The 22,707-nt window shown below is 58.5% G+C and carries 24 protein-coding genes; 8 read left to right on the top strand and 16 right to left on the bottom strand.

The features are described from left to right. Positions 1 to 203: 203 nt before the first annotated feature. The 16 genes from AUC61_RS20075 to AUC61_RS20000 form a co-directional block, all read right to left on the bottom strand. Positions 204 to 617 (bottom strand): YbaN family protein, encoded by a 414-nt coding sequence (locus AUC61_RS20075; protein WP_243247971.1) that lies wholly within the window; start codon positions 615 to 617, stop codon positions 204 to 206. Positions 618 to 836: 219 nt separating this feature from the next. Beyond that, positions 837 to 1,427: a TadE/TadG family type IV pilus assembly protein gene (locus AUC61_RS20070; RefSeq protein ID WP_243247908.1), complete on the bottom strand. Its 591-nt coding sequence runs from the start codon at positions 1,425 to 1,427 to the stop codon at positions 837 to 839. Beyond that, the gene (locus AUC61_RS20065) at positions 1,424 to 1,927 is read right to left on the bottom strand and encodes a TadE/TadG family type IV pilus assembly protein (protein ID WP_243247907.1); all 504 of its coding nucleotides are present in this window, start codon (positions 1,925 to 1,927) and stop codon (positions 1,424 to 1,426) included. The genes AUC61_RS20070 and AUC61_RS20065 overlap by 4 nt, the downstream gene beginning before the upstream one ends. Positions 1,928 to 1,935: 8 nt before the next feature. Next, complete coding sequence (locus AUC61_RS20060; RefSeq protein ID WP_243247906.1) at positions 1,936 to 2,784, bottom strand: tetratricopeptide repeat protein; 849 nt, start codon at positions 2,782 to 2,784, stop codon at positions 1,936 to 1,938. A gap of 28 nt (positions 2,785 to 2,812) precedes the next feature. Continuing rightward, complete coding sequence (locus tag AUC61_RS20055; RefSeq protein ID WP_243247905.1) at positions 2,813 to 3,775, bottom strand: type II secretion system F family protein; 963 nt, start codon at positions 3,773 to 3,775, stop codon at positions 2,813 to 2,815. Continuing rightward, the gene (locus tag AUC61_RS20050) at positions 3,772 to 4,773 is read right to left on the bottom strand and encodes a type II secretion system F family protein (protein ID WP_243247904.1); all 1,002 of its coding nucleotides are present in this window, start codon (positions 4,771 to 4,773) and stop codon (positions 3,772 to 3,774) included. The genes AUC61_RS20055 and AUC61_RS20050 overlap by 4 nt, the downstream gene beginning before the upstream one ends. After that, positions 4,773 to 6,140 carry a TadA family conjugal transfer-associated ATPase gene (locus AUC61_RS20045; protein WP_243247903.1) on the bottom strand — a complete coding sequence of 456 codons (1,368 nt, stop codon included), beginning with the start codon at positions 6,138 to 6,140 and terminating at the stop codon, positions 4,773 to 4,775. Before AUC61_RS20045 ends, AUC61_RS20050 begins: the two co-directional genes overlap by 1 nt. Positions 6,141 to 6,171: 31 nt before the next feature. After that, positions 6,172 to 7,410, bottom strand: coding sequence for a CpaE/TadZ family protein (locus AUC61_RS20040; RefSeq protein ID WP_243247902.1), 1,239 nt, complete (start codon positions 7,408 to 7,410; stop codon positions 6,172 to 6,174). Between the two features lie 85 nt (positions 7,411 to 7,495). Beyond that, positions 7,496 to 8,158, bottom strand: a complete 663-nt coding sequence (locus tag AUC61_RS20035; protein ID WP_243247901.1) for a CpaD family pilus assembly lipoprotein — start codon at positions 8,156 to 8,158, stop codon at positions 7,496 to 7,498. Positions 8,159 to 8,173: 15 nt separating this feature from the next. Beyond that, on the bottom strand, positions 8,174 to 9,679 hold the full coding sequence (locus AUC61_RS20030; RefSeq protein ID WP_243247900.1) for a type II and III secretion system protein family protein: 1,506 nt from the start codon (positions 9,677 to 9,679) through the stop codon (positions 8,174 to 8,176). 66 nt (positions 9,680 to 9,745) lie between these two features. Beyond that, positions 9,746 to 10,651, bottom strand: a complete 906-nt coding sequence (gene cpaB / locus AUC61_RS20025) for a Flp pilus assembly protein CpaB (RefSeq protein WP_243247899.1) — start codon at positions 10,649 to 10,651, stop codon at positions 9,746 to 9,748. A 15-nt stretch (positions 10,652 to 10,666) separates the two neighbouring features. Further along, positions 10,667 to 11,224, bottom strand: coding sequence for an A24 family peptidase (locus AUC61_RS20020; protein WP_243247898.1), 558 nt, complete (start codon positions 11,222 to 11,224; stop codon positions 10,667 to 10,669). Between the two features lie 21 nt (positions 11,225 to 11,245). Then, complete coding sequence (locus tag AUC61_RS20015; RefSeq protein ID WP_243247897.1) at positions 11,246 to 11,446, bottom strand: Flp family type IVb pilin; 201 nt, start codon at positions 11,444 to 11,446, stop codon at positions 11,246 to 11,248. A gap of 136 nt (positions 11,447 to 11,582) precedes the next feature. Continuing rightward, complete coding sequence (locus AUC61_RS20010; protein WP_243247896.1) at positions 11,583 to 12,974, bottom strand: sensor histidine kinase; 1,392 nt, start codon at positions 12,972 to 12,974, stop codon at positions 11,583 to 11,585. Further along, positions 12,967 to 13,632: a response regulator transcription factor gene (locus tag AUC61_RS20005; protein ID WP_243247895.1), complete on the bottom strand. Its 666-nt coding sequence runs from the start codon at positions 13,630 to 13,632 to the stop codon at positions 12,967 to 12,969. The genes AUC61_RS20010 and AUC61_RS20005 overlap by 8 nt, the downstream gene beginning before the upstream one ends. A 383-nt stretch (positions 13,633 to 14,015) precedes the next feature. After that, positions 14,016 to 14,915 (bottom strand): LysR family transcriptional regulator, encoded by a 900-nt coding sequence (locus AUC61_RS20000; protein ID WP_243247894.1) that lies wholly within the window; start codon positions 14,913 to 14,915, stop codon positions 14,016 to 14,018. A gap of 132 nt (positions 14,916 to 15,047) precedes the next feature. On the opposite strand from AUC61_RS20000, the gene AUC61_RS19995 reads away from it, so the two are divergent. From AUC61_RS19995 to nadA, 8 genes are all read left to right on the top strand, one after another. Further along, positions 15,048 to 16,253, top strand: a complete 1,206-nt coding sequence (locus AUC61_RS19995; protein WP_243247893.1) for an aminotransferase class I/II-fold pyridoxal phosphate-dependent enzyme — start codon at positions 15,048 to 15,050, stop codon at positions 16,251 to 16,253. Positions 16,254 to 16,340: 87 nt separating this feature from the next. Further along, entirely contained in the window at positions 16,341 to 17,147 is an 807-nt protein-coding gene (locus AUC61_RS19990; protein WP_243247892.1) for an ABC transporter substrate-binding protein, read from the top strand. A 40-nt stretch (positions 17,148 to 17,187) separates the two neighbouring features. Beyond that, positions 17,188 to 17,889 carry an amino acid ABC transporter permease gene (locus AUC61_RS19985; RefSeq protein ID WP_243247891.1) on the top strand — a complete coding sequence of 234 codons (702 nt, stop codon included), beginning with the start codon at positions 17,188 to 17,190 and terminating at the stop codon, positions 17,887 to 17,889. A gap of 2 nt (positions 17,890 to 17,891) precedes the next feature. After that, positions 17,892 to 18,638, top strand: a complete 747-nt coding sequence (locus AUC61_RS19980) for an amino acid ABC transporter permease (protein ID WP_243247890.1) — start codon at positions 17,892 to 17,894, stop codon at positions 18,636 to 18,638. Next, a complete protein-coding gene (locus tag AUC61_RS19975; RefSeq protein WP_243247889.1) occupies positions 18,635 to 19,363 on the top strand; it encodes an amino acid ABC transporter ATP-binding protein in 729 nt (242 codons plus the stop codon). The genes AUC61_RS19980 and AUC61_RS19975 overlap by 4 nt, the downstream gene beginning before the upstream one ends. Next, entirely contained in the window at positions 19,363 to 20,400 is a 1,038-nt protein-coding gene (locus AUC61_RS19970; RefSeq protein WP_243247888.1) for an amidohydrolase family protein, read from the top strand. The genes AUC61_RS19975 and AUC61_RS19970 overlap by 1 nt, the downstream gene beginning before the upstream one ends. 199 nt (positions 20,401 to 20,599) lie before the next feature. After that, positions 20,600 to 21,277 carry an RraA family protein gene (locus tag AUC61_RS19965; protein ID WP_243247887.1) on the top strand — a complete coding sequence of 226 codons (678 nt, stop codon included), beginning with the start codon at positions 20,600 to 20,602 and terminating at the stop codon, positions 21,275 to 21,277. Between the two features lie 284 nt (positions 21,278 to 21,561). After that, complete coding sequence (nadA, locus tag AUC61_RS19960) at positions 21,562 to 22,620, top strand: quinolinate synthase NadA (protein ID WP_243247886.1); 1,059 nt, start codon at positions 21,562 to 21,564, stop codon at positions 22,618 to 22,620. Positions 22,621 to 22,707: the final 87 nt, after the last annotated feature.

Here is a 22,707-nt window from a genome sequence, read left to right as displayed (position 1 = left end):
GAGTGGGGAAGGGCAGGCGGATTGGATCGATATCGTGGGACCGGCTTTAGCCGGGAAGGCGGTATTCAGACGATGAAAATGTAGTGAATGTATCGACCTCTTCCCGGCTAAAGCCGGTCCCACGACGAAGTTACAGCTGCCAAGACATAGCGGGCAGGCATAAATCTCCCACACGAATTATCTATAGCACCAGGATAAAAACCTCACTCGCTCAGCGGTACAGTGTGGATCTGCTCAGGCCGCGACCAGATCCACAGCGCGCCGCTGCCCATGCCCAGCCCGGCGCTGACCAAAAGCCAGAGCGGCGGCTGATGCCAGATCAGGATCGCCAGGCATAGACTCATGCTCAGGCTGGCGACCAGCTTGCTCCTGCGGTTGATCACTCCACCGTTTCGCCAGTTATGCAGTAAGGGGCCAAGCACGCGGTGTTGCTCCAGCCAGCGACTCAGACGCGGTGAACTCTTGGCTGAAGCCCAGGCACAGAGCAGAACGAATTCAGTCGTTGGCAAGCCGGGAATGATCAACCCGAGAAAGGCACAGCCCAGGCTGCCATAAGCCAGGGCGAGAAAGCCCAGGCGCTTTAAACCCGTGGCGGGAGTTGCATGAGAGGGCGTCATCATCAGGTGTGCAAAGTCCGCGAGCGGGTGGGCTTCCAGTAGAAGGCTCTGACGATGGGAGGACAAGTTAAGAAGGGTTAATTTTGGACCGCGATGGACAGTTCGCTCTTGATGTCGTGGGACCGGCTTTAGCCGGGAAAGCTTCATTTCTAACGACGCATAAGCTCTGAATGTACCGGCCTCTTTCCGGCTAAAGCCGGTCCCACGATTATGGCGGGTTCAGTCGTCTTGCTCTTGCCCCACTTCCTGAGCCAGGCGGTCATCCAGTTCCAGTTCGGTGTAGACCATCCGGCTGAAGGCCACCGCCTGCAAGGTCTTGTCCACCAGCAGGTTGCTGCTCAACGCCAGGGTATTGCTGTTGCGGCACAGCTGCACGACCAGCAAGGTGGTTTTGCTCTGGGTGTCGTCTTCGTCTGCCTTGTTTTCACTGGAACGCTCCTCGGGCAGGTCACCGGTGTAACGCGTCGAAGCGCTGTAACTTGGGCAGATATCTTCACCGCTACCCCGGTAAATCGGGCGCCAGGGCATTTTTCGATCCAGCGCGACCCGGCTGATGATCATCTGATAATCACCGAGCACGCCAGGCGCTGCTGCCTGCTCAATCAGAGCGTCGAGCCCGTCACTGTCCAGCCGGTTCTGCATGGCCAGCACCGAGGCAATGTTATGCGCGCTCTGTTCCAGATAACTTCGCGCCTGACTGACGTTGTAGAGGTCGGCGCTGATCAGTGCGGTGCCAATCAGCAACGGCATGATCAAGGCTGCCTCTACCAGCGCGTTACCCCGTTGGCGAGCAGGCGATCGGTATTTCATTCGTCGTCCTCCTCGCTGATGAGGTTGCCCAGCAGGTGCCGGTACTGATATTGGAACGCGTTGCCCAGGCCGAACAAAGCGGGCAACGGCGTCATGAACTCCTGGCTCATGTCGACACTGATGCTGAGGATTGGCGGGGAGTTGTCCACGCTGTCTTCCTCAGGATCAGGCTTGGCACCGCCGAATTGGCGCAGGTTGTCGAAGGCCAGTACGTCCACCGTGAAGTTTTCTTCGGTGAGGAAACCGTATGAGGAATCGATCATGCGTCGCGTGATATCGCCCTGCAGGTCCGCTTGCGCGTAATAGCGGGTATCCGTGCGAAAATCCTGCACCGCTCGCTCCAGTGACAGGCTGCCCACACCGATCATCAGTGCGATGCGAGCCAGCTCGAAGAGCATCATGATGCCGAACAGCAGCACCGGCAGAATCAGCGCGGTCTCTACCGCTGTGACGCCACTCTGGTCGCGCAGCAGTTCACGGCAATCGGGTGTCTCGGCCATGTAAGTGTTCAGTCCTGATCATTGAGCGTGAAGGGGTGTTGGCTGGCTGCCAGCAACTCACTGGCCAGCGGTGCACCTTTACTCACACGGTCGCGCGCTGCCTGGAACTCAGCCAGGATCTTGCCTGCGCGTTCCGGTTGGAGTTTTTCCTGAAGGACCCGCTGTGCGGTGTCGTCATGGCCAGCGAGTACGTAAGCCAGGGCCAGATTGAGCTGGAGGGCGACGTTGCCGTTGTTGCGCGACTGATTGAGCAAGCCGATCGCACGGGTGGTGTCGCCGCCAGCCAGCCAGGCGAGGGCGAGATTGTTGACCGCCGCGTTGTAGCCGGGATCGATTTCCAGTGCTTTCTCAAACTGCTTGCGGGCCTCGGCATCCTGATGTTGCAGGTTCAAGGCGACCCCAAGACCGTTGAATGCCTGCGCGTTGTTCGGCGCTGCATCCAGCGCGCAGCGAAAATCCTGCTCGGCTTGTTTGGCCATGCCCAGCGCCAGATAAGCGCGACCACTGCCGCTGCATACGGTCAGGCGCTGCACTGGGCTGAGGTCGTTACCCAGTTGCTGTTTGGCGCGACGATAAAGCGTAAGGACTTCCTGAGGCGGGCGAACGGTTGCCGCGACGCTGGCGTATTCGAGCAGGTAAGGGCCGCTGAGTTGCTGGCGCTGATCCATGCGTTCGTAGATTTCGTAAGACGCTTCAAGGCGACCGTTGTCGCGCAGGACATGCGCCAGGCGTAGCGCCTCTTTGGCTTCTTTGCCCAGTGACGGCGCCGATGAGCTGGTGTTTAGCGAGGGCAGGTGGGTGCAGCCGCCGATGGCCAGCAGGCCGATCAGCATCAATTGAGAACGCAGGCGTGACATGGACGGTAGGCTCCGGGGCGGCATGGGGTCAGTTACCGAGCAGACGAATGATGCGCACCATGGCGGGTGCGCCCATCATCGCCACAATCGGCGGCAGGATCAGGGTCATCAGCGGAACGCTGAGTTGGGCGGGCAATTTGCCGGCCCGTTCTTCGAGGTCGAGGATCAGGGTTTTACGGCTTTCATCGGAAATCGTGCGCAGCGCCTGAGACAGTGGCGTCCCGTAGCGTTCGGCCTGGATCAAGGTTGCAACCATGCTTTCAATACCGCTGACGCCAGTACGCTCGGCGAGGTTGACCAGTGCCCGTGAGCGGTCACTGAGGATCTGCAATTCGGCGAAGGTGTAGCGCAATTCTTCAGCCATTTCCGGCGCGGACAACGCCAGCTCTTTGGATACCACCTGCAGCACGCGACCCAGCGGCAAGCCGGCCTCGGCGCAGATCACCATCAGGTCCAGTGCATCCGGCAGACTGCGGGCGAGTTTGCCGCCACGTTTGGCGCTGAGCCACTTTAGCCACAGCTCGGGCAACGCCGTGCCAGCAAACAGGGCGGTCAGGCCGCAGGCGAGGCCGTTAAGTCCGAAGCGCGATTTGGCGTCCAGCACGCCGAACAGCACAATGCTGGCGAGCACCAGGCTCAGGGTGTATTTGCCCACCATCAACAGACCGAGTGCCTCATGGCTACGCATACCCGCCATGGACAACAACCGGCGAAGATGTCGACGGTCATTGGCGGTGCCCGCCATGCCTTCACCGATACGCGCCATCGGTAGCAAAATCGCTTGAAGTCGGGGCGGCAGTCGCAAGCTCTGCTGGCGCAGAATGTTGGCCTGCTGCACGTTCGGTTGTTCTGTTGCCTGACGCTTGCCGAGGCGTTGCAGCAGGGGGGCAACGAGTTTGCTCTGGTGCAGGCCAATCAGTGCCAGACCCAGCCCGGCAAGCAGAATGGCCAGTGCGCCTTGCGCCATCGGGTCTTCAAACAGCGTGCTCATACCACCCTCCTGACCATCTGCTGGGTGATCAACAGGCCCAGCGTGACGCTGCCGAACGCATAAAACAGCACGCTGTTACCCGTGGGGTCATTGAGCAGAAAACGGAAATCGTTCGGTGAGTTCAGGTACATGTAACCCAGCGCCATGGGTACCAGCGAGGCAACGATCTTGGCCGAGGCCCGTGCTTCCGATGTTTTGGCCTGGATCTTCAATTGCAGCTCCTGACGTTCGCGCAGGGTCGAGGCGAGCCGGTCGAGCGTTTCACCCAGTCTGCCGCCAGCCTCCTGGTTGATGATCAGGATCACCGCGAAGAATCGGTACTCGTTCAACGGGATGCGTTTGGCCGAATCCTGCATGGCCTGGCGCAACGGCAGGCCCAGGCGCATCCAGTTGTCGATCAGGGAAAACTCCACCGCCAATGGTCCGGGAATGTTCTCGGCCACCAACGCGAAAGCGTTGGTGATCGGAACGCCCGCCCGAGCGGTGCGGGTGATTGCGTCAATCGCCTCGGGCAGGCTTTGCTTGAGTTGTTTGAGGTGTTTGGCCAAGGCGTTGCGGTAGCTGATGTTAGCCAGCAGAGCAAAGCAGAGCACTGCCAAGACACTCACGGACACCCAGGGCATGGGCATCTCGCGGCCCAACAGGGTGGCCGGTAACAGGCTGGCCAGGGTCAGCATAGTCAGGCGAGTGCGCAAAGTCTTTTGCCAGCCGAGTACGCTCAGGTTGAACCAGATCTTGCCCAGCGACTTGCCAAACACCGGCAAGCGCGCGAAAGGTACGCGCTCCATCTCGCGGAGGATGTCCTGCGCCTTGGTTGAAGTCAGTGCAGCTGCGGCCTTGTCGCTTTCACCGGCGTTGAGTCGGGTTTTCAACAAGGCCAGGTGCAGCGCGGCGTCTTTGTCTTTCTGGCGGCGGCCATTGAGGCTGCGTGCAGCGAAATACGCCAGCAGCACCGCAAGAAATACCAGCAGGGTGAGCAGATCCAGAGTGGCGTCCATCAAGCCTGACCTTCGAACAGGTGCGCGTGACTAGTGTAGAACTGCGGGCGCTGGCCACTGGAAACGAACTGCCCGCTCAGACGGCCTTTGGCATCGACACTGGTGGTCTTGAAACTGAACAGTTCCTGGCTCTGGATGACTTCGTTTTCCATGCCGCAGACTTCAGTAATGGAGACGATGCGCCGTGCGCCATCGCGCATGCGTTCCACTTGCACGATCAAATTGACGGCACTGGCGATCTGTCGGCGAATAGCTTCCAGCGGCAGTTGCATGCTGGCCATCATCACCATGTTTTCCAGACGCATGATCGCGTCGCGCGGGGTGTTGGCGTGGACCGTACACAGCGAGCCATCGTGACCGGTGTTCATCGCCTGGAGCATGTCGAAGCTTTCGCCGCCGCGCACTTCACCGAGAATGATCCGGTCAGGGCGCATCCGCAGGGCGTTACGCACCAGGTCCCGCTGATCAACTTTGCCAGTGCCTTCGGCGCTGACCGGGCGGGTTTCAAGGCGCACCACATGAATTTGCTGCAACTGCAGCTCGGCGGCGTCTTCGATGGTGATGATGCGATCTTCATCACTGATCTTTTGCGACAGGGCGTTGAGCAAGGTGGTCTTGCCTGCACCGGTCCCGCCGGAAACAATAATATTGAGTTTGGCGACCATGGCCCGGCGCAACACCTCGACCATTTCCATGGAGATAGCACCGCGCTCGGACAGGCTTTCCAGGGACATGTTGCGGCGCATGAACTTACGAATGGAAATCGTCGTGCCATCGATCGCCAGCGGATAGGTGATCACGTTGACCCGGCTGCCGTCGGCCAGACGCGCGTCGACCATTGGATGAGTCTCGTCGATGCGTCGGCCGACTGCGGCGGCAATACGCTGCGCCGTGTTAAACACATGGGCTTCGTCGACGAAGGTAATGGGTGACAACTCCAGCTTGCCGTAGCGCTCGACGAAGACTTGCCCGGCGCCGTTGACCAGAATGTCGTTCACCGAGTCGTCTGCCAGCAACGGCTGGATCGGACCAATGCCAACCATCTCGTTGAGCATTTCTTCGGCAATGGTTTCCTCTTCCTGACGGGAGAGCTGCAAGCGGTTTTCGTCACAGATGCGGCGGATCAGTGACTCGATCTGCCCGCGCAATTTATCGCGGCCCATCGCGGCGGCTTTCAGCGGGTCGATCTGGTCATACAGGTGGCCGCGAATCAGCCGCCGGTTATGCGCACCTGCACTGTCCAGCGATTTGCCCGGCATGTTCCGGGCAACCGTGGTGGCGCGAACTTCCTGCACCGCCGCCGGGGCGGATGTTTCCGGTGCTTGCTTTCGTGCGGGTTGCGGTTTTTGCGGCTGACGGATGAGCATGTTTGAATTCCTCGTTCCTGGTCGGTCGTTTTCAGGCGGCCGAACGGCTTCGGCCCAGAACGTTCTTCAGGCGGCTGATGATGTTGCCGCTTTGCAGGCTGGTTTTACGTGGCGTATGCCCGCACGCCAGGTCGGCCAGTTCCAGTAAAGTGCTTTGGAACGCTGGCGCGCTGGACAGGCGCAGAGGGCCGGTCAGCAGGCTGTTGCTCAAGGATTGAGCGACATACGGCAGGACCAGGTCGATGCGCCGTTCGACGAACTCTTCGAATTGCTGACGCTCGACACCCGACGCCAGATTGCCTCGCGACGGGTTGATCACCAGCAGCAGATGCTGACCCTCGCTCTCATCGCCAATTTCGCGCAGCAACCGGTGGGTATTACGTGCGTCCTGGACGTTCATGTCGGCGAGGACAATACGTGTTTGCGCGTGGGCCAATACCTCCATGGAGCCGCTTGGGCGGCCAGCGGGCAGGTCCCAGATCACCTGATTGAACATGCGGCACAGGTTGCCGCCGAGACTGAGCAGATGGTCGACCGCCAGATGCGGATCGATCTGGTAGCTAGGCTCCTGAGCGAGCAAGTGCAGGCGATCATTGATCTTGCCCATCGAGCGTTGCAGGAAACGGCTGTCGATCTCGTTGCTGTTCAATGCGCCAGCCAGCCCGGCATCGCCGTCGTAGCCCAGCAGCAAGGCGAGGTCGCCATTGTGACGGTCGAAGTCCACCACAGCCGTCGCCGTGTGACGTTGCTCTGAAAGCAATTGCGCCAACCCGGCAGCCACGGTGCTGCTGCCACAACCGCCGCTGGCACCGGTAATGGCAATGGTGCGGCCGTTACGCACGCCATGGGCTTCGTGCTGATCGGCCCCCTGTGCTCTGGCCAGCGTTGCTGCCAGCAAGTCAAAAGGCACCGGCTTGACCAGGTAATCGCAGACTCCGTTGCGCAGCAGGGTACGGTAGAGATCCACATCCTGACGGCTGCCAGTGGTAACGATCTGGCACGTAGGGTCACAGTTTTCAAACAGCTCACTGAGCGATTGCAAAGGCAGTGGGTCGCCATCGATGTCCACCAGCATCACGGCGGGCGACGGGTTGACCTGGCTCCAGTTGATGGCTGCGCCGATACCGCCTGCCAGAACGTGGCTGGCGTCATGACCCAGACGCACGATCTGCTCGACGAAACGCTGTGCTTCCTGGGCGGAGGAGGGGAATAGCATGACGCCGCTGTTTAACGGTTGGTTGTCGCTGCTGTGAAGGGTGTTGTCATTCATGTTGATGTCCTCTCGGCGCCTGGCAGCACTGATTGCTGGAGTATGCAGAACGCCGTGCTCAGGCCCGGCGTGCTGGTCCAGAAGATCAGTCTTCGTTGAAGTCGATATCGAGCAACTCGCGGGTCTCGCCGTCCTGGTAGCGACTCACTGCATTCACCGCCGCTGTTCCGTCACCGGCGTCGAGGGTTTGCGCCCTGACCAGATCACGCGGGTCGGCGACCATGCGGGCCACGTTGGCGCGATTGGCACAACCGAGCGTCCCGACTGCCATGTAGGGTTTGACGGTCCAGGTTTTATCGTCAGCGATGGCGCATTCCGGGGTTTTGACCACCAGGGCTTCGGAGATGACCTGCAGGTCCCAGTCCTGAGTGTTGCCAGCTTGCAGTTGTACTGGCGCGACCCGCAGTTGCTGAAGATTCGCACCTTGCTCGCGCAAGACGCTGGCCAGACGTTCAGCGAGTTTTTCGCCAACCGGTGTCAGGGGTTGCAGCGTCAGGGTCTGGTTACGCAGACGCCCCTGGGCCTTGAGCAAGGTGTTGAGGTTGGCCAGGGACTCTGGAGTAAAACCGCCATTGGGTGTGGCCTGCAAAGAGGTGACCATGGCCGAAGGCGCAACAGTAATGCCTTGTGCCTGAGCCTGGTCATGGGGCGCGAAACGGCTTTCACGCATCTGGTTCAGCGGGCGGTCGCAGCCACCGAGCAGCAGGGCCACGACGACGAGAGAAAGCAGTGATTTGACAACGGGCATGATGTTCTCCGGGTCTCAGTACAGGTAGCCAGCGGACGCCTGGCTTGGCATTTGGGCGTCCAGCGCGCGAATGCCTCGGCCCGGTGTCTGCAGATCGCTTGGCACTGTTGGTTCCACGACGTAGGCGGTGGCGATGATGACCAGCTCGGTGTCTTCCTGTGAGCTGGTTTCGGTCTCGAACAGGCGGCCAATGCCAGGGATGCTTTTCAGGCCTGGCACGCCGGTGACCTGTTGGGCGACGTTGCTGCGCAGCATGCCTGCCAGGGCAAAACTCTGGCCGCTGGCAAGCTCTACGGTGGTGTCGGCGCGGCGGACTTTGAACGCCGGGATGACGTTGCCCTGCAGGATGACCGCGCCCTCGTCCGACAGATCGCTGACTTCCGGGGCCACATGCAGGCTGATGCGGTTGGGCGACAGCAGGGTTGGCGTCATGCGCATGATCACGCCGTACTGCTTGTACTCGATGGTCACGTTGTTGTTGGTGATGATCACGATTGGCACTTCGCCGCCTGCTGCGAAACCCGCTGTCTCGCCGGACATCGCTGTAAGGTTTGGTTCGGCCAGCACTGTGGCCAGCCCGTCCTCGGACAGTGCTGTCAGCAGGCCTGATACCGTGGTCGAGCCTCGAGTACGCGTGCCCTGACCAACAGTATTGGTGCCGGTCGGCTGCAGGATTGCCCCTGTGGTTGCATCGAACAGGCTGCTGGCGTTGCTGAAGAAGAAGTTACCGTCCTTGAGCGCCACGCCCCAGTTCATGCCCAGCGATGTGGTCATGCTGCGCGACACTTCGACGATCCGTACGCTGATGTTGACCTGAGCGGACAGTTCGACTTTCAGTTGGTTGATGACTTTGGGCGCAGGAGCGCCGCCACCGCCAGCGCCCCCCGCTGCGCCGCCGCCACCAGCGCCACCCTGGGAACTGCTGTCTGCTGCACCCAGATAAGCCTCGACGCTTTTGATGACCTGCTTGGCTTGCTGAGGTGTGCGCACGCTGCCGCGTACTATCAGGCCGCTGCCCGAAGACGGTCCGAATTCGATTTTGGAGCCAGGCACTTCTTCGGCGATCTGCTTGCTCAGCGCTGACAGGTCGTGTGTAGCGACCAGACGCAGCGCCGCGATAACCTCGTCATTTTCATCCATGGCGTACAGGGTCGTGATACCCGCGTTCTGCGCAAACACAAAGACACTTCCGGGCGAGGGCACTTGAAAGCTGGCCACTGACGGGTCTGCGACCAGGACAGTGGTCGCGGCTCTCGGGAGCTGCAGCAAGCGTCCTTGCTTGACCAGCAGTTGCACGTCTTCTGTCTCTTTGACTTGAGTCAGCTTGCGCGGCAGGTTCAGCCTTTTCGGTGCAGGTTGCTCCTGGACGACGTATTGGCCCTGATCAGCTTCATCCTGGCCTTGATCGGCTTCATCCGGGGCGGCCGGGGCATCCTGTGCGCAGGCCATGCTGGACCAGATCAGGCTTGCAGCGAGGGCGCAGGCCAGCGAGGCGGCGGGAGCTTTCGAAACGAACTTCATTGTCTGTGATTCCGAGTGGGCTGTTCCGGCCGGTTCTGTCCGGCGGTGTGCTATGGCAATGGGTGGTTACCGGGTGAAGTCGAGAACTTCGGCCTGAGCACCACGGTACATCTGGACCTTGGGCGCTTTGGGGGCCTGGCCGCTAAAGCTGTCGTAGATGCTGGTGCTTTGGGTCAGTGAGGTGACCCGGTCTGGATTTACCACCGTGGTTTGCGCAACCGGCTCGCTGGCACTGAGCAGGACCAGTTGCAGGGTGCCGATCTCTCTGGCTACGGCCAGGCGTTCGGCTTGCGCCGGGCTGACTTCCAGCGTCGCGGTGTCATAGAACTCACGCTTGGTTTTCTTTGGCTCGGCTTCCTCACTGCGCGGCGTCAACTCGCCACGGGTGACGTTGTTCAAGGCCAGCACTCGTACACCGCGCAGCAACGTCTGCGATGCAAGACGCGGGACGATCTGGCCCGGCTGCAGCGTGGATTCTTCTTTATCCCGGTCCAGACTGAGGATCACATCGACACGGTCGCCCGTGGAGATCAGGCCGGAGTTACTGGCTACGGCACTGGTCGGCACGGAAATCGCTCGCAGGCCCGGTTTGATTACCGCGGCGATGAATCCCGGTTGGCCCGGGTGGACCAGCAAGTTGCTGGCCAGCGCCTCGTTTTTGCCGATGGGTTGGCGCACGGTCGCACCCAGGACCATGCCGACGTTGTCCTTGCTCTTGAGGAAGTAGAGCAGCGGTGAATGCTCCTGCTCGGTTTCTTCCCAGCGCACCGCAGCGGTGTCGATGAACTCGCCAGGTTTGAGGTCACGGCTGGCAACCAGAATGGCTTGCAGGTTCACCGGTTCGACCTTTTTAGGCGCTTGCTGCTGTACGACGGTGGCAGGGGCGGGTTTCAACATGACTCGGACCAGCAATGCTGCACTGCCAGCCACCAGCAAGGTGCCTGCCAGAAGAAGAATGGAGGGGGCTTTCATGAGTGAACCGTGCTGTCAGGAGTGAATGGGGACGAACAGGGTGTAGAGCGCTCCGGTCGCAATGGCCAGACCATAAGGAATGCCAAGCGGGCGGTTTTCGGTCAGCACTGTCGGTGTTTCGATATTCAGCTTCAGGTGTTGTGTCGCCAACTGTTGCCAGCCCTTGGCGAGACTGTTTTCGACGACGCTCAACATCGGTAGAAGCAGTGCCAGTACGCCGCCTGCCAAGGCTGTAACGATGAGGAAAACCATCTGCCCGTCACCTGCCCAGAGGCACAGCACAGCCATCAGTTTTACGTCACCGGCACCCACCCGGCCCAAGCAGAACAAGCTGTAGCCCACCAGCAAGACCATCGTTGCAGTTGCCCCGCAGCGAGCCAGCAGGCTCAACAGCTGATCACCGCTCATCGCGCCCCATGGGCCGAGACCGAACGCGGCGGACATCGGCAGAAACAGCCAGACAGCGAAGAGCAACACCACCAGCAAGTTGTGAATACGGCGGTAGAGCAGATCCGAACAGATCACCCAGGCCAGCGCTGGAAGCAGAACCAGCATGATGAAAGTGTCGCCCATGACTGGCTCCGATTCGCTTGCTTACTTAGAGGTGCCAGGGTTATTGGTGTTGGTGATCTGGTCCGCGATGGACGAGAAACGATCCTTGAGAGCTGTCACGAATACGCCATCGGAGCCGAAGATCACACCAATCGCAGCGGCCATGGCGGCCGCGAGAATGCCGTATTCGATGGCTGTCACACCGCTTTCATCAGCGAGGAATTTTTTCAGGGACGGGGACATTGAGAGGCTCCTTTTATCGGCTCGGTAATCAAATCTGATCTGGGGAGATATGCCCCGGAATGGCCGATATTAAGATTCATTCTCAATTGGTTAACAAGTACGCGATCATTAAGAATGCTTAAGGAACGCAGTCGTTTCAGCGCAGTTCCTGACGTGCCTTGATCTTGATGGTGGCGCGTAACCCGGGGTTGTTGTCGAGCAGCTTCAGCGAGCCGCCGTGCAGGTCGCAGATCGCCTTGCTGAGCGTGAGTCCCAAACCATTACCGGGCACGTTGCCGCTGGTGTCCAGGCGTTGAAAGCGCTCCATGGCCTTGTCGTTCATCTGCGCCGGAATACCGGGGCCGCAATCGGCGACGCCCAAGTGGCTCCAATCCTGATGGTGGGAGGCGAAGAGGGTAATGGGCAGGCCGCGTGGTGCGTATTTCAGTGCGTTATCCACCAGATTGGCCATGGCTTGAAACAGCAAGGCCCTGTCGCCGTACAGCCAGCAACGGCTGTCGGTGTCGATGAGCAACGGACAGCCTAGTTCTTCAGCCAATGGCAGGTAGTAATCACGCACGTCGATCAGCAGTTCGTGAGCCTGAATATTTTCGAAGTCATGAGCGCAGCGGCCGGTTTCAACTTCACCCACGCGCATCACGGCGCGGAACAGATTCTGAATTCGCTCGCTCTCTTTGACGGCCTGCAACAGCTCGGCACGGATGTCGCCGTCCACGCCTTCTGTGGCGTTTTGCAGGCGGCTCTGCAGGCGGGTCAGTGGCGTGCGCAACTCATGCGCAATATGGCTGGTGACGTTACGCACCTCGTCCATCAACCGGTTGATGCGTTGCAGGCATAAATTGACGTCACTGCCCAACTGATCGAACTCGTCGCCGTATTCGTCGTGCGGCACCGTCACGCTGTGATCGCCCTTGGCGTACAGCGCAAGCGCATGGCGGATGCGATTGATGCGGTACATGTTGCGCATACTGAACGGCAAGCTGGTGAGCAGGATGAACAACAAAATCAGCAGCAGGCCTGCGCCAGTCAGCAACGGAATGATGCGGGTGCGTTCCAGCATCGGGTGCAGATCGTACGCACTGAAGTAATGACCGCCATCGGCGAGTGGCACCAGCAAACCGAGTATTTCGCTTTCGTTGCCGTGTGCATCAATCACTTGGGTATGACGCCAGTTATTGTTGCAGAGCTCTTTACAGTGCCTTTGCAGAAGCAGGCTGGCGTCGCCGAAAACCACATTGTCATTGCTGTCGAACAACAGAGCGTGGCGGTCCTTGCGCGTTTCGAAAGGGTCGCGATACGCCAGTGCTGCCAGCACCTGCTCGGTTTTCTGCAGGCGGCCATTGAGTTGCTGCGAGCGCACGTCGGCCAGGATCATCTCGCGCACATGACTTCGCATGACGATCTCCAGCAGGTGGTTACACAAAATGATCGAAGCCAGCGCTACCAGTAAACAGATAAAGGCGATCGTGGTGGCCTGACGAAAGTTACTGGTATTCAGCAGCAGCTTGAGGTTGTCGGTGTTAACCAAGGGCGTATCCAATGGCACGAATCGTACGGATCATTGAGCGCTGGAAACCTTTGTCGATCTTGGTGCGCAGTTTCGACAGGTGGACGTCGATCAGGTTGGTCTGCGGATCGAAGTGATAACCCCAGACTTTTTCCAGGAGCATGCCGCGGGTGACGGTCTGGCCATTGTTTTTAGCCAGTACCAGCAGCAGTTTGTACTCCTTGTCGGTGAGGTCGATGCGCTGGCCGCCGCGTGTGACTTCGCGCCGACCCAGATCAATGTGCAAGTCTTCGATCTGGATGCTTTCCTCGTGGGTTGACTGGCTGCGCCGACGGGCCAGGAGTTCTAGGCGCAGCAGCAACTCGGTGAAATCAAAAGGCTTGCCCAGGTAGTCATCGGCCCCGGCCCGCAGGCCTTCGACTCGATCAGCAGACTGGTCGTTGGCCGAGAGAATCAGGACCGGAGGATGAGGCTTGCCGTGCAGACGTGTCAGTACTTCTATACCGTCCATTTTCGGCAGGATGCGGTCCAGGATCACAACGTCGAAAGCTTCACGCTCAAGCATTTCCAGCGCGCCTTCGCCGTTATCGGTCATCCGACAGTTGTGCCCGCTTGCATGCAGTTTGCTGCCGAGCCAGTGGCTCACGGCCACATCGTCCTCTACCACCAGTACTCGCATGTCGATCTTCCTTCTGGCTTTGCTCTAAGCGGGCTCTCTTTTAACAACAGTGCGCTTGGAATAGGGTTAAGAATTGTTAAATGTAATGATAATGATTCTCACTATTGTTACATGATAGTCAAATGCCATGCAATTGGGATATGAACGCTTTTGATGAATGCATTGAAAGAGGGGAGAAGGAGGCGCGCAGGATGGGTGTGCCGGGTGGCACGTTGTGTCGTCTGGTCGGGGCCTGCTGGAGCGAGGCTTGCCCGCGAATCAGTCGCCCTAGTGGATCCGATGTACCGAGTTATCGTTCTTCGCGGGCAAGCCTCGCTCCAACAGTCAACATGGAGTCTGTCGTATGGACCGCATTCCAGTTCAGTAGCCCGAAGCCCCGCACCTCAATGAATAATGAACTTGGTGAAGTCACACGCCTTGCGCGTAATGCCCAGAATGTCAGCCATGAACCGGTCATCCTCAGTGCTGCGATGCATCGCCTTGTACGAAATCTGCGGCAGGGCTGGAGTGACATCCAGACGCTGCAACAACTTGCGATCCAGCACATGACTCAGGCAGTGCAACGGCAGGCATGCCGTCGCGAGCCCGGACACCGCCAGGCCGATCTGTGCCAGCAAGTTGTTACAGGTAATCGACTTGGCGATGTCGATGCCTTTCATCTTGAACCACTGCCCATAGGCCATGCCCATGCCTGACAGCGCGCCCTGAATAATCAGCGTGCGCGATGCCAGCTCCTCCAGCGTCATACGCGTCTGATCACCCGCGAGAGCGGGCGTACACATCCAGGCGTTCTCCACCGAATCGAGAATCTCGGCAGAGAAGCGATTGTCCTGAAAGATATCCGGAACAATGATCAAGTCGATGGAGTTGCTCGCCAGACGCTCGTACAGCACCGGACTCAGGTCCACCTCCGGAATGATCTCCACCAGCGGATAAGCGCTGCGAATCCCGCTGACCAGATCAGGCAACCAGGTCAAGGCAGTCAGCTCCGTGACGCCCAGACGTAACTTGCGTTGCAGGTTCTCCGGGCTTTCAAGACGCTGCAACATGGCGTCCCGCTGGTTCAACAGGCTTGAGGCCAGTGCGACCAGTTCCTCACCCATGGGCGTGAGTTGCGCGCTGCGCCGTGAGCGGTCGAACAGCGGTTGACCGTAGCGTGTTTCGAGATCCTGAATACGCTTGGAAATGGCCGACTGCGTGGTGTTCAGGTGGTCGGCTGCCGAGTCGAAACTGCCCAGCCGGGCGACCCAGAAAATCGCTTCTATCTGCTTGATCGTAATCATTGCGCAATCCTCGTTCGCTCACTGAAAGATTCCCTCAGGAGATGAGTAAACACAACAAAAAATCGCTTTTTGTTGGTTTTGGCAATCAGTAGTCTTCAAGGCAACCGAGCCTAAACCTACAGGTCATCCACAATGTCGTACCCGCTTTCGAACAGACTGAATCGTTTTGCATCGTCCGCCAGTGTTGCCGCGAAAGCGCGAGTCATGGAGCTTGAAGCCGCTGGCAAGAAGATCCTCGACTTCTGCGTCGGCGAGCCGGACTTCGTCACCCCGACTTCGATTATCGAGGCGGCGCGCACTGCCGCACTGGCAGGGCAGACTCGCTACACCGCGACCACCGGCACCAAACAGCTGAAGACCGCCGTGCAGCGCAAGTTCAAGCAGGACAACGGTCTGGATTACTCATTGGCGGAGATCGTGGTCGGTTCGGGTGCTAAGCAACTGATCTACACCGCGTTCACCTGCACCGTGGATGATGGCGATGAAGTGATCATCCCCGCGCCTTACTGGGTCAGCTATCCGGACATCGTCAAGCTCAATGGCGGTGTACCGGTTATCGTCGAGTGCCCGGACTCCCAGGGCTTCAAGCTCAAGCCTGAGCAACTCGAAGCCGCGATCACGCCGAAGACCAAGTGGCTGGTGCTCAACTCACCGAACAATCCAAGCGGCGCGATTTACAGCGAAGCGGAAATGCAGGCCATCGTCGATGTGCTGGTGCGTCATCCACAGGTGTGGCTGATGACTGACGAGATTTACGAACACTTCAACTACGCCGGTGCCGCATTGCCCGCGCCTGCCGTGCAAGCCCCGGAGCTCAAGGAACGCACCCTGGTAATCAACGGTGTATCCAAGGCTTACGCCATGACTGGCTGGCGCATTGGTTATGCTGGCGGCCCGCTGCCGCTGATCAAGGCGATGGACAAATTAATGTCGCAAAGCATCGGCGGCGCATCGGCGGTGAGTCAGGCTGCCGCAGTGGCAGCGCTCGAAGAGGGTGGTAGTTTCGTCGAAGAAGCAGCACGGGTATTTGCTGAGCGCCGCAATCTGATCATCGAATTGTTGAATGACGTACCGGGCCTCAAGTGCCTGGCCATTGAAGGGGCGTTTTATGCGTACCCTAACTGCGGCGGTCTGATTGGCAAGCGCACGCCGCAAGGTTTAGTGCTGCAGTCGGATCTGGATGTACGCAACTATTTGCTCGAGAGCGCGAACGTCGCGGTGCTCGATGGTGCGGCTTACGGCCTGTCACCTTATCTGCGTCTCTCGTTTGCCACGTCGACCGAGATCATTACCGAAGGGTGCCGGAGAATGAAGGAGGCATGCCAGGCATTGAGTTGAGGTGAGTCGTGGCCAAAAACTACTTTCAAAAAAACTAAAAAAAGATCCGCTTTTATTTCTGCCCTCATTCTTGAAGAGATACCGACCATGATGAAAAAGGTTTTGCTTACTTTGATGGGGTTGATGGCAGCAACCACGGTAATGGCTGACGGCCTACAGGACGTCAAGGATCGCGGAACCCTGCGTTGCGCGACGTTGACTGACAGCGTGCCCCTGGGATATCAGGATCCGACCACCCGGGAAATCGTTGGGCTGGATGTCGATTTGTGTAAATCCCTGGCCAAGCATCTGGGGGTCAAGGCCGAGCTGCAGGGCGTCGCCGTCAGTGCGCGGATCCCGACGCTGATTTCCGGCCGCGCCGATGTAGTAGCCGCCGCGTTGGGTTACACCAAGGAGCGTGCCGAGCAGATCGATTTTTCCTCGGCTTACTATCAGGTACCGATCAAGGTGCTGGTCAAAGGCGACAGCGGTATCAAAACCTTCGCTGACCTGGCCGACAAGCGCGTCAGCGCTATCAAGAGTTCTACGCCTGAACTGTATGCACGCCAGCAGATTACCGATGCCAAAGTCGTAGGTTTTGAAGACGCGCCCTCTGCGTTTCTTGCCCTGCAGCAAGGCAAGGTCCAAGGCATGGCAATGACTGAGCCGGCGTCGATTCGCTTCCATACCCGCAGCCAGAACATGCGCTTTCTCGATCAGGCACTGCACTTCGAGCCTAACTGCGTAGGCGTGAAAAAAGGCGAAACCGCGCTGACCAATGCCATCAATCAGGCACTGGTAGACATGGAAGCCAGCGGCGAACTACAAGCACTTTGGGATCACTGGTACGGCGACCAGACGGAATACAAGCTGGTGCGTGAAAAGAAACTCACACCGCTATCTGATTTCCAGTGATTGAAAGCGGGCCGCTTCACGCGGCCCGATCGAGGTGCTTGTGTCAATTTTCAATGGCTTCGGTTCCCTGCTTCAGGGGGACTACCTGCACGCGTTTCTGGGCGGGGCAGGGGTAACACTGCAACTGTTCTTCATCTCGGCGGTGCTGGCGTTCATTCTGGCTTGCCTGTTGATGGGGATCCGCTTGATCCCCGGACGGATCGGCGATTTCGTGGTGGCGGTCTTTGTTGAATATCACCGCAACGTGCCCAGTCTTGTGCAGCTGTTTGTTTGGTATTTCGGCATCCCGCAACTGCTGCCGCTGGCTGCACAGGACTGGATCAACGGCCACGGCGGCGAAGTGATTTTCGCCATTATCGCGCTGACGTTGAACAGCGCGGCTTACGTCTCCGAAGACTTGCGCAGCGGCTTCCGTTCGTTGCCCAACGGCCAGACCGAAGCGGCCCGTGCGCTGGGGATCAATTACGTGCAAACCCTGCGCAAGATTCTGATTCCGCAGGCCATGCGCGCATCGGCTCCATCGCTGGTCAATCAGGCGCTTTCTCTGTTCAAGACCACCGCACTGGCCATGGCCATCGGCACCGCGGAAATGATGTACATCACGCGACAGATCGAAGGTGAAACCTACATGACCTTCCAGACCTTTGCCGTGGCAAGTCTGTTCTACCTGATCGGCTCCTGGACGATCATGATTCTGGGTGCCGTCTGGCAGCGACGCATCGATCTGCGGATGGCGAGGTAACCATGCTCGAGATTCTTCACGATTACGGGATTCTGCTGCTGATCGGGCAGTACCCCCAAGGACCGCTGGGCGGTCTGGCACTGACCATCATCATCGCGTTGCTGGCGCTGATTATTTCGTTCCCGCTGGCGGTCTTGATGGGCCTGGCGCGCACTTCATCCATAGCACCGATTCGCAACGTGGCCATGGGTTACACCTATGTGGTGCGGGCCATCCCGCTACTGTTGCTGATCTTCTGGTGCTACTTCGCGGTGCCGCTGATTACCGGTATCAACATCTCCGGCTTCGTCACCATGCTGGTGGCGCTGGTGGTGTACGAAGGGGCTTATCTGGGTGAGGTAGTACGTGCCGGGATCAACGCGGTGCCCAAAGGCCAGGTTGAAGCGGCGCGGGCAATTGGCATGAGCTACGGCCAGTGCATGCGCAAGATCGTGCTGCCGCAGGCGCTGTTCAACATGCTGCCGAGCATCCTCAACCAATTCATCATGATCACCAAAAACACCTCGCTGGCTTACCTGATTGGTACGCAGGAAGTCACCTTTGCGGCCTATCAGATCAACAACCAGCTGTTGACCCAGCCGTTCGAGGTTTACGCGCTGCTGGCCGGTTTCTATTTCGTGTTGTGCTTCTCGCTGAGTCGTCTCGCCAAATGGCTGGAAGACACCATCAACCGCAAGCGCCTGGGTTCTGCCCGCGTAGTAGATGAAAGCGTCGAAGAAAATCCAGTTCTGGTGGGGCAACCTAAATGATCGAATTCAAGAACGTGAACAAGTGGTATGGCGAATATCGCGCACTGAGCGATATCACTGAGCAGGTATCGGCCGGTGAAGTGGTTGTAGTGTGCGGGCCTTCGGGGTCGGGGAAATCCACTTTGATTCGTACCGTGAACCGTCTGGAAGAGATTCAGGACGGCAGCATTCTGATTTCCGGCGAAGACGTTCACGCCTCGAAAAAGAACCTCAATGCCTTGCGTAGCAGGGTGGGTTTCGTGTTCCAGAACTTCAACCTGTTCCCGCACATGAGCGTGCTGGATAACGTCATGATCGGGCCGATTACGGTGCTCAACCGTAACAAGACCGACGCCGCTAAAACCGCTCGTGATCTGCTTGCGAAGGTCGGGCTGGCGCACAAGGCCGACGCCATGCCATTGCAGTTGTCCGGTGGACAGCAACAGCGAGTGGCGATTGCCCGGGCGTTGGCCATGGAGCCACCGGTGATGTTGTTCGATGAACCCACCAGCGCCCTTGACCCGGAAATGGTCGGCGAGGTGTTGCAGGTGATGAAGGACCTGGCCGCCGAAGGCATGACGATGATTTGCGTAACGCACGAGATGGGCTTTGCTCGCGAAGTGGCTGACCGCATCTGGTTCATGGACGCAGGGCAGGTACTGGAGCGTGCCGCGCCGGAAGACTTCTTTACGGCGCCAAAACACCCGCGTGCGGCCAAGTTTATCTCTGATATTCGGGCCCACTGATGAAACCGTCAGGCTCGCCGCACCTGCCGGTTCGCAAGGACTGGCTGGCGCGGGTGGATGAACCGGCGATCGATCCGCAATTAGCGATTGTCGATGCTCATCACCATCTGTGGGATCGCCCGGAAAACCATTACCTGCTGGACGATTATCTGGACGATCTCGACAGCGGCCATCGGGTGCTGGCATCGGTGTATGTGCAATGCCGCTCGATGTACAACATGGATCGGCCCGAGTCGTTTCAATGTGTGGGCGAAGTGGAGTTCGCCAACGGTATAGCAGCGCTCAGTGCCAGCGGTCTTTACGGCCCGGCGCGCATTTGCAGCGCCATTGTGGCCGGTGCCGATTTGCGTCTGGGGCAGGCGGTGGTGCCAGTACTGGAAGAGATGCTTGAACGGGCGGGGTCACGCTTGCAGGGCATTCGTAACGTCACAGCCTGGCACGTCGATCCGCAGGTGGTTTCAAACCCCAGGCCGCCGCCGTCCGGCATCCTTCGGGACACGCACTTTCGCAAGGGGGTGAGTCTTCTCAACGATTACGGGCTGGCGCTGGATGTCTGGGGCTATCACACCCAGCTCGAGGAAATCCTGGATCTGGCCAGGTCCTTTCCGGATCAGGTGATCGTGCTGGACCACGTGGGCGGGCCCGTAGGCATCGGCCCGTATGCCGGTCGTCGGGAAGAGGTCTTCGCTCAGTGGTCGCGGCTGATCTGCCAATTGGCCAATTGCCCTAACGTACTGGTCAAGCTGGGTGGGTTGGGCATGGACGTCGGTGGCTTTGCGTTGCATACCCGTGAACTTCCGCCTGACTCAGACACGCTCGCCGAGTTATGGCGTCCTTATATCCTGCACTGCATCGAAGCGTTCGGTGTGGAGCGTTGCATGTTTGAAAGTAACTTTCCGGTGGATAAGGGTATGTATTCCTATGGCGTGATGTGGAATGCCTTCAAGAAAATAACCGCCGACTTTACTGCAGGGGAGAAGCGCTTTCTGTTCAGTCAGACGGCGGCGTACACCTACAACTTGAATCTTGCTGATTAATGCAGGAGGCGCTTTAACCGCATCGTTCTTTATTCAGGCTTCATTCGTTATTTCGATTCCGATATCCGGGGCGCGGCTTCGTTCGCCCTGAAGAAAGTTATCCGCAGGTTTTTTAGTGTTCGGTTTTTGACTATTTATCTAACTCAAGATGGAGCGCCGTTGTTGGCGTTGGTCCGTCAGTACACAGTGAGGCGACAGCATGTCCAGTGGATTCAGAGTATTGAAACGCACCCGTCAGGTGAGTGTGGAGCAAGTCGAAAGTTACCGTAAGGTGCCCGTGGCCAATGTCAGTGATTCTATGAATCGCATGACGGCTGGTGGCGCTGCGTTGCGGCCCATGCACCGTTCCGGCGTGCTGGCGGGTCCCGCGCTGACGGTGAAGTGCCGGCCCGGCGATAACCTGATGGTGCATTACGCCCTCGATATCGCCCAACCTGGCGATGTGATTGTGGTGGATGCCGGAGGGGATCTGACCAACGCAATCATTGGTGAATTGATGGTCGCCTACGCCATCAAGAAGCGCTTGGGCGGTATAGTCATCAATGGTGCTATTCGAGATGCAGCCAGCATTGCCGCTGATGACTTTCCTGTGTTTGCCGCTGGTATCACTCATCGCGGTCCTTATAAAGATGGTCCCGGTGAAATCAATGTTCCGATTGCAATCAACGGCATGGTCATCGAGCCGGGCGATATGATTGTTGGCGATGACGACGGCTTGTTAAGCATTCCTTTTAATGAAGTCGACAGTGTTCTGAACAAAGCCAGTGCCAAACATGCGGCTGAAACACAGCAACTTCTGGATATCGCTGAGGGCAATAACGACCGCCGTTGGGTTATCGACAGTCTCAGGAATAAAGGCTGCGTATTTCCGGAATAAAGCATCAACGCATTTGCTGTTTTATCGACGGAAAATGACCCTGCATCGCAGACCGCTGAAACCGATGGTAAATCTGTAAGGGGCTGGCTAAAATCCGCCCGCCTTCAGCGGCTTGAGCCATCGGACGTGAACGACGGGCTCCAAGACCGAACCACGACCCCAGGTCGACATACTTATAAAGCTGGAAGGCCCGTGAAAATGAGGTATTCCAGCTTTTTTTGTGTCTGCTTTTCGGGTGTAAACTCGCCTTGTGCGCTATCAGAGCGCTTGCAGGTCCAGCGAACATGACACAAATTTCCGAACGCCTGTTGGTCCAGGCCCATCTTGATGCCAAGCAGCCTAAAGAGCTAAGCGTCGAAGAACAGGCCCATTACCGCGCAGCCATTGCGGCCGAACTCAAGGCTCAGGATGCTGTGCTCGTGGCGCATTATTATTGCGATCCTGTGATTCAGGCGTTGGCGGAAGAGACCGGTGGCTGTGTTTCCGACTCACTGGAAATGGCCCGTTTCAGCAATAACCATTCGGCGAAAACCGTCCTGGTGGCTGGCGTTCGCTTCATGGGCGAGACCGCCAAAATCCTCAATCCTGAGAAACGCGTGCTGATGCCGACGCTTGAGGCGACCTGCTCGCTGGATCTGGGTTGCCCGGTGGACGAGTTCACCGCGTTCTGCGATCAGCATCCGGAGCGTACGGTGGTGGTTTATGCCAATACTTCCGCGGCTGTCAAAGCCCGTGCCGACTGGGTGGTGACGTCCGGTTGTGCGCTGGAAGTCGTTGAAAGCCTGATGGACAACGGCGAGAAAATCATCTGGGCACCGGACAAGCATCTGGGGCGTTACATCCAGCGTGAAACCGGTGCTGACATGTTGCTCTGGGACGGCGCCTGTATCGTCCATGAGGAGTTCAAGTCCAAGCAGCTTGAAGACATGAAGGCACTCTATCCAGAGGCGGCGATTCTGGTTCACCCCGAATCACCCGAGTCGGTGATTGATCTGGCCGATGCAGTGGGTTCGACCAGCCAGATGATCAAGGCCGCACAGACCCTGCCGAACAAGATGTTTATCGTGGCTACGGATCGCGGCATTTTTTACAAGATGCAGCAGTTGTGCCCGGACAAGATTTTCATCGAAGCGCCCACTGCCGGTAACGGCGCGGCCTGCCGTAGTTGCGCGCATTGCCCATGGATGGCGATGAACACCCTTGAACGTACCTTGCAGTGTCTGCGAGAGGGCACCAACGAAATCTTCGTAGATCCAGCAGTGATCCCCCATGCGGTCAGGCCGTTGCAGCGGATGCTGGACTTCACCCAGGCGGCGCGGATGAGGCAGATGGGAAATGCCTGACGGCTAACGGAGCAGATCCTGTAGGAGCGCACGAGCACCGCGAGGCCGCGATAGCGGTCTGCCTGATAAACCGCTATCGCGGCCTCG

This window comes from Pseudomonas maioricensis (genome assembly GCF_022790535.1).
GTDB classification, from domain to species: Bacteria; Pseudomonadota; Gammaproteobacteria; order Pseudomonadales; family Pseudomonadaceae; genus Aquipseudomonas; species Aquipseudomonas maioricensis.
This window is presented reverse-complemented; position numbering and strand designations above follow the sequence as displayed.

Coding starts and splice junctions, on each gene's coding strand:
- AUC61_RS20065 (WP_243247907.1), bottom strand. CDS start 1,927: ATGGCCGAGACACCCGATTGCCGTGAACTGCTGCGCGACCAGAGTGGC.
- AUC61_RS20040 (WP_243247902.1), bottom strand. CDS start 7,410: ATGAATGACAACACCCTTCACAGCAGCGACAACCAACCGTTAAACAGC.
- AUC61_RS19990 (WP_243247892.1), top strand. CDS start 16,341: ATGATGAAAAAGGTTTTGCTTACTTTGATGGGGTTGATGGCAGCAACC.
- AUC61_RS20035 (WP_243247901.1), bottom strand. CDS start 8,158: ATGCCCGTTGTCAAATCACTGCTTTCTCTCGTCGTCGTGGCCCTGCTG.
- AUC61_RS20015 (WP_243247897.1), bottom strand. CDS start 11,446: ATGTCCCCGTCCCTGAAAAAATTCCTCGCTGATGAAAGCGGTGTGACA.
- AUC61_RS20070 (WP_243247908.1), bottom strand. CDS start 1,427: ATGAAATACCGATCGCCTGCTCGCCAACGGGGTAACGCGCTGGTAGAG.
- AUC61_RS20050 (WP_243247904.1), bottom strand. CDS start 4,773: ATGGACGCCACTCTGGATCTGCTCACCCTGCTGGTATTTCTTGCGGTG.
- nadA (WP_243247886.1), top strand. CDS start 21,562: ATGACACAAATTTCCGAACGCCTGTTGGTCCAGGCCCATCTTGATGCC.
- AUC61_RS19965 (WP_243247887.1), top strand. CDS start 20,600: ATGTCCAGTGGATTCAGAGTATTGAAACGCACCCGTCAGGTGAGTGTG.
- AUC61_RS20020 (WP_243247898.1), bottom strand. CDS start 11,224: ATGGGCGACACTTTCATCATGCTGGTTCTGCTTCCAGCGCTGGCCTGG.
- AUC61_RS20060 (WP_243247906.1), bottom strand. CDS start 2,784: ATGTCACGCCTGCGTTCTCAATTGATGCTGATCGGCCTGCTGGCCATC.
- AUC61_RS20005 (WP_243247895.1), bottom strand. CDS start 13,632: ATGCGAGTACTGGTGGTAGAGGACGATGTGGCCGTGAGCCACTGGCTC.
- AUC61_RS19970 (WP_243247888.1), top strand. CDS start 19,363: ATGAAACCGTCAGGCTCGCCGCACCTGCCGGTTCGCAAGGACTGGCTG.
- AUC61_RS20000 (WP_243247894.1), bottom strand. CDS start 14,915: ATGATTACGATCAAGCAGATAGAAGCGATTTTCTGGGTCGCCCGGCTG.
- AUC61_RS19980 (WP_243247890.1), top strand. CDS start 17,892: ATGCTCGAGATTCTTCACGATTACGGGATTCTGCTGCTGATCGGGCAG.
- AUC61_RS20030 (WP_243247900.1), bottom strand. CDS start 9,679: ATGAAGTTCGTTTCGAAAGCTCCCGCCGCCTCGCTGGCCTGCGCCCTC.
- AUC61_RS20055 (WP_243247905.1), bottom strand. CDS start 3,775: ATGAGCACGCTGTTTGAAGACCCGATGGCGCAAGGCGCACTGGCCATT.
- AUC61_RS19975 (WP_243247889.1), top strand. CDS start 18,635: ATGATCGAATTCAAGAACGTGAACAAGTGGTATGGCGAATATCGCGCA.
- cpaB (WP_243247899.1), bottom strand. CDS start 10,651: ATGAAAGCCCCCTCCATTCTTCTTCTGGCAGGCACCTTGCTGGTGGCT.
- AUC61_RS19995 (WP_243247893.1), top strand. CDS start 15,048: ATGTCGTACCCGCTTTCGAACAGACTGAATCGTTTTGCATCGTCCGCC.
- AUC61_RS20045 (WP_243247903.1), bottom strand. CDS start 6,140: ATGCTCATCCGTCAGCCGCAAAAACCGCAACCCGCACGAAAGCAAGCA.
- AUC61_RS20075 (WP_243247971.1), bottom strand. CDS start 617: ATGACGCCCTCTCATGCAACTCCCGCCACGGGTTTAAAGCGCCTGGGC.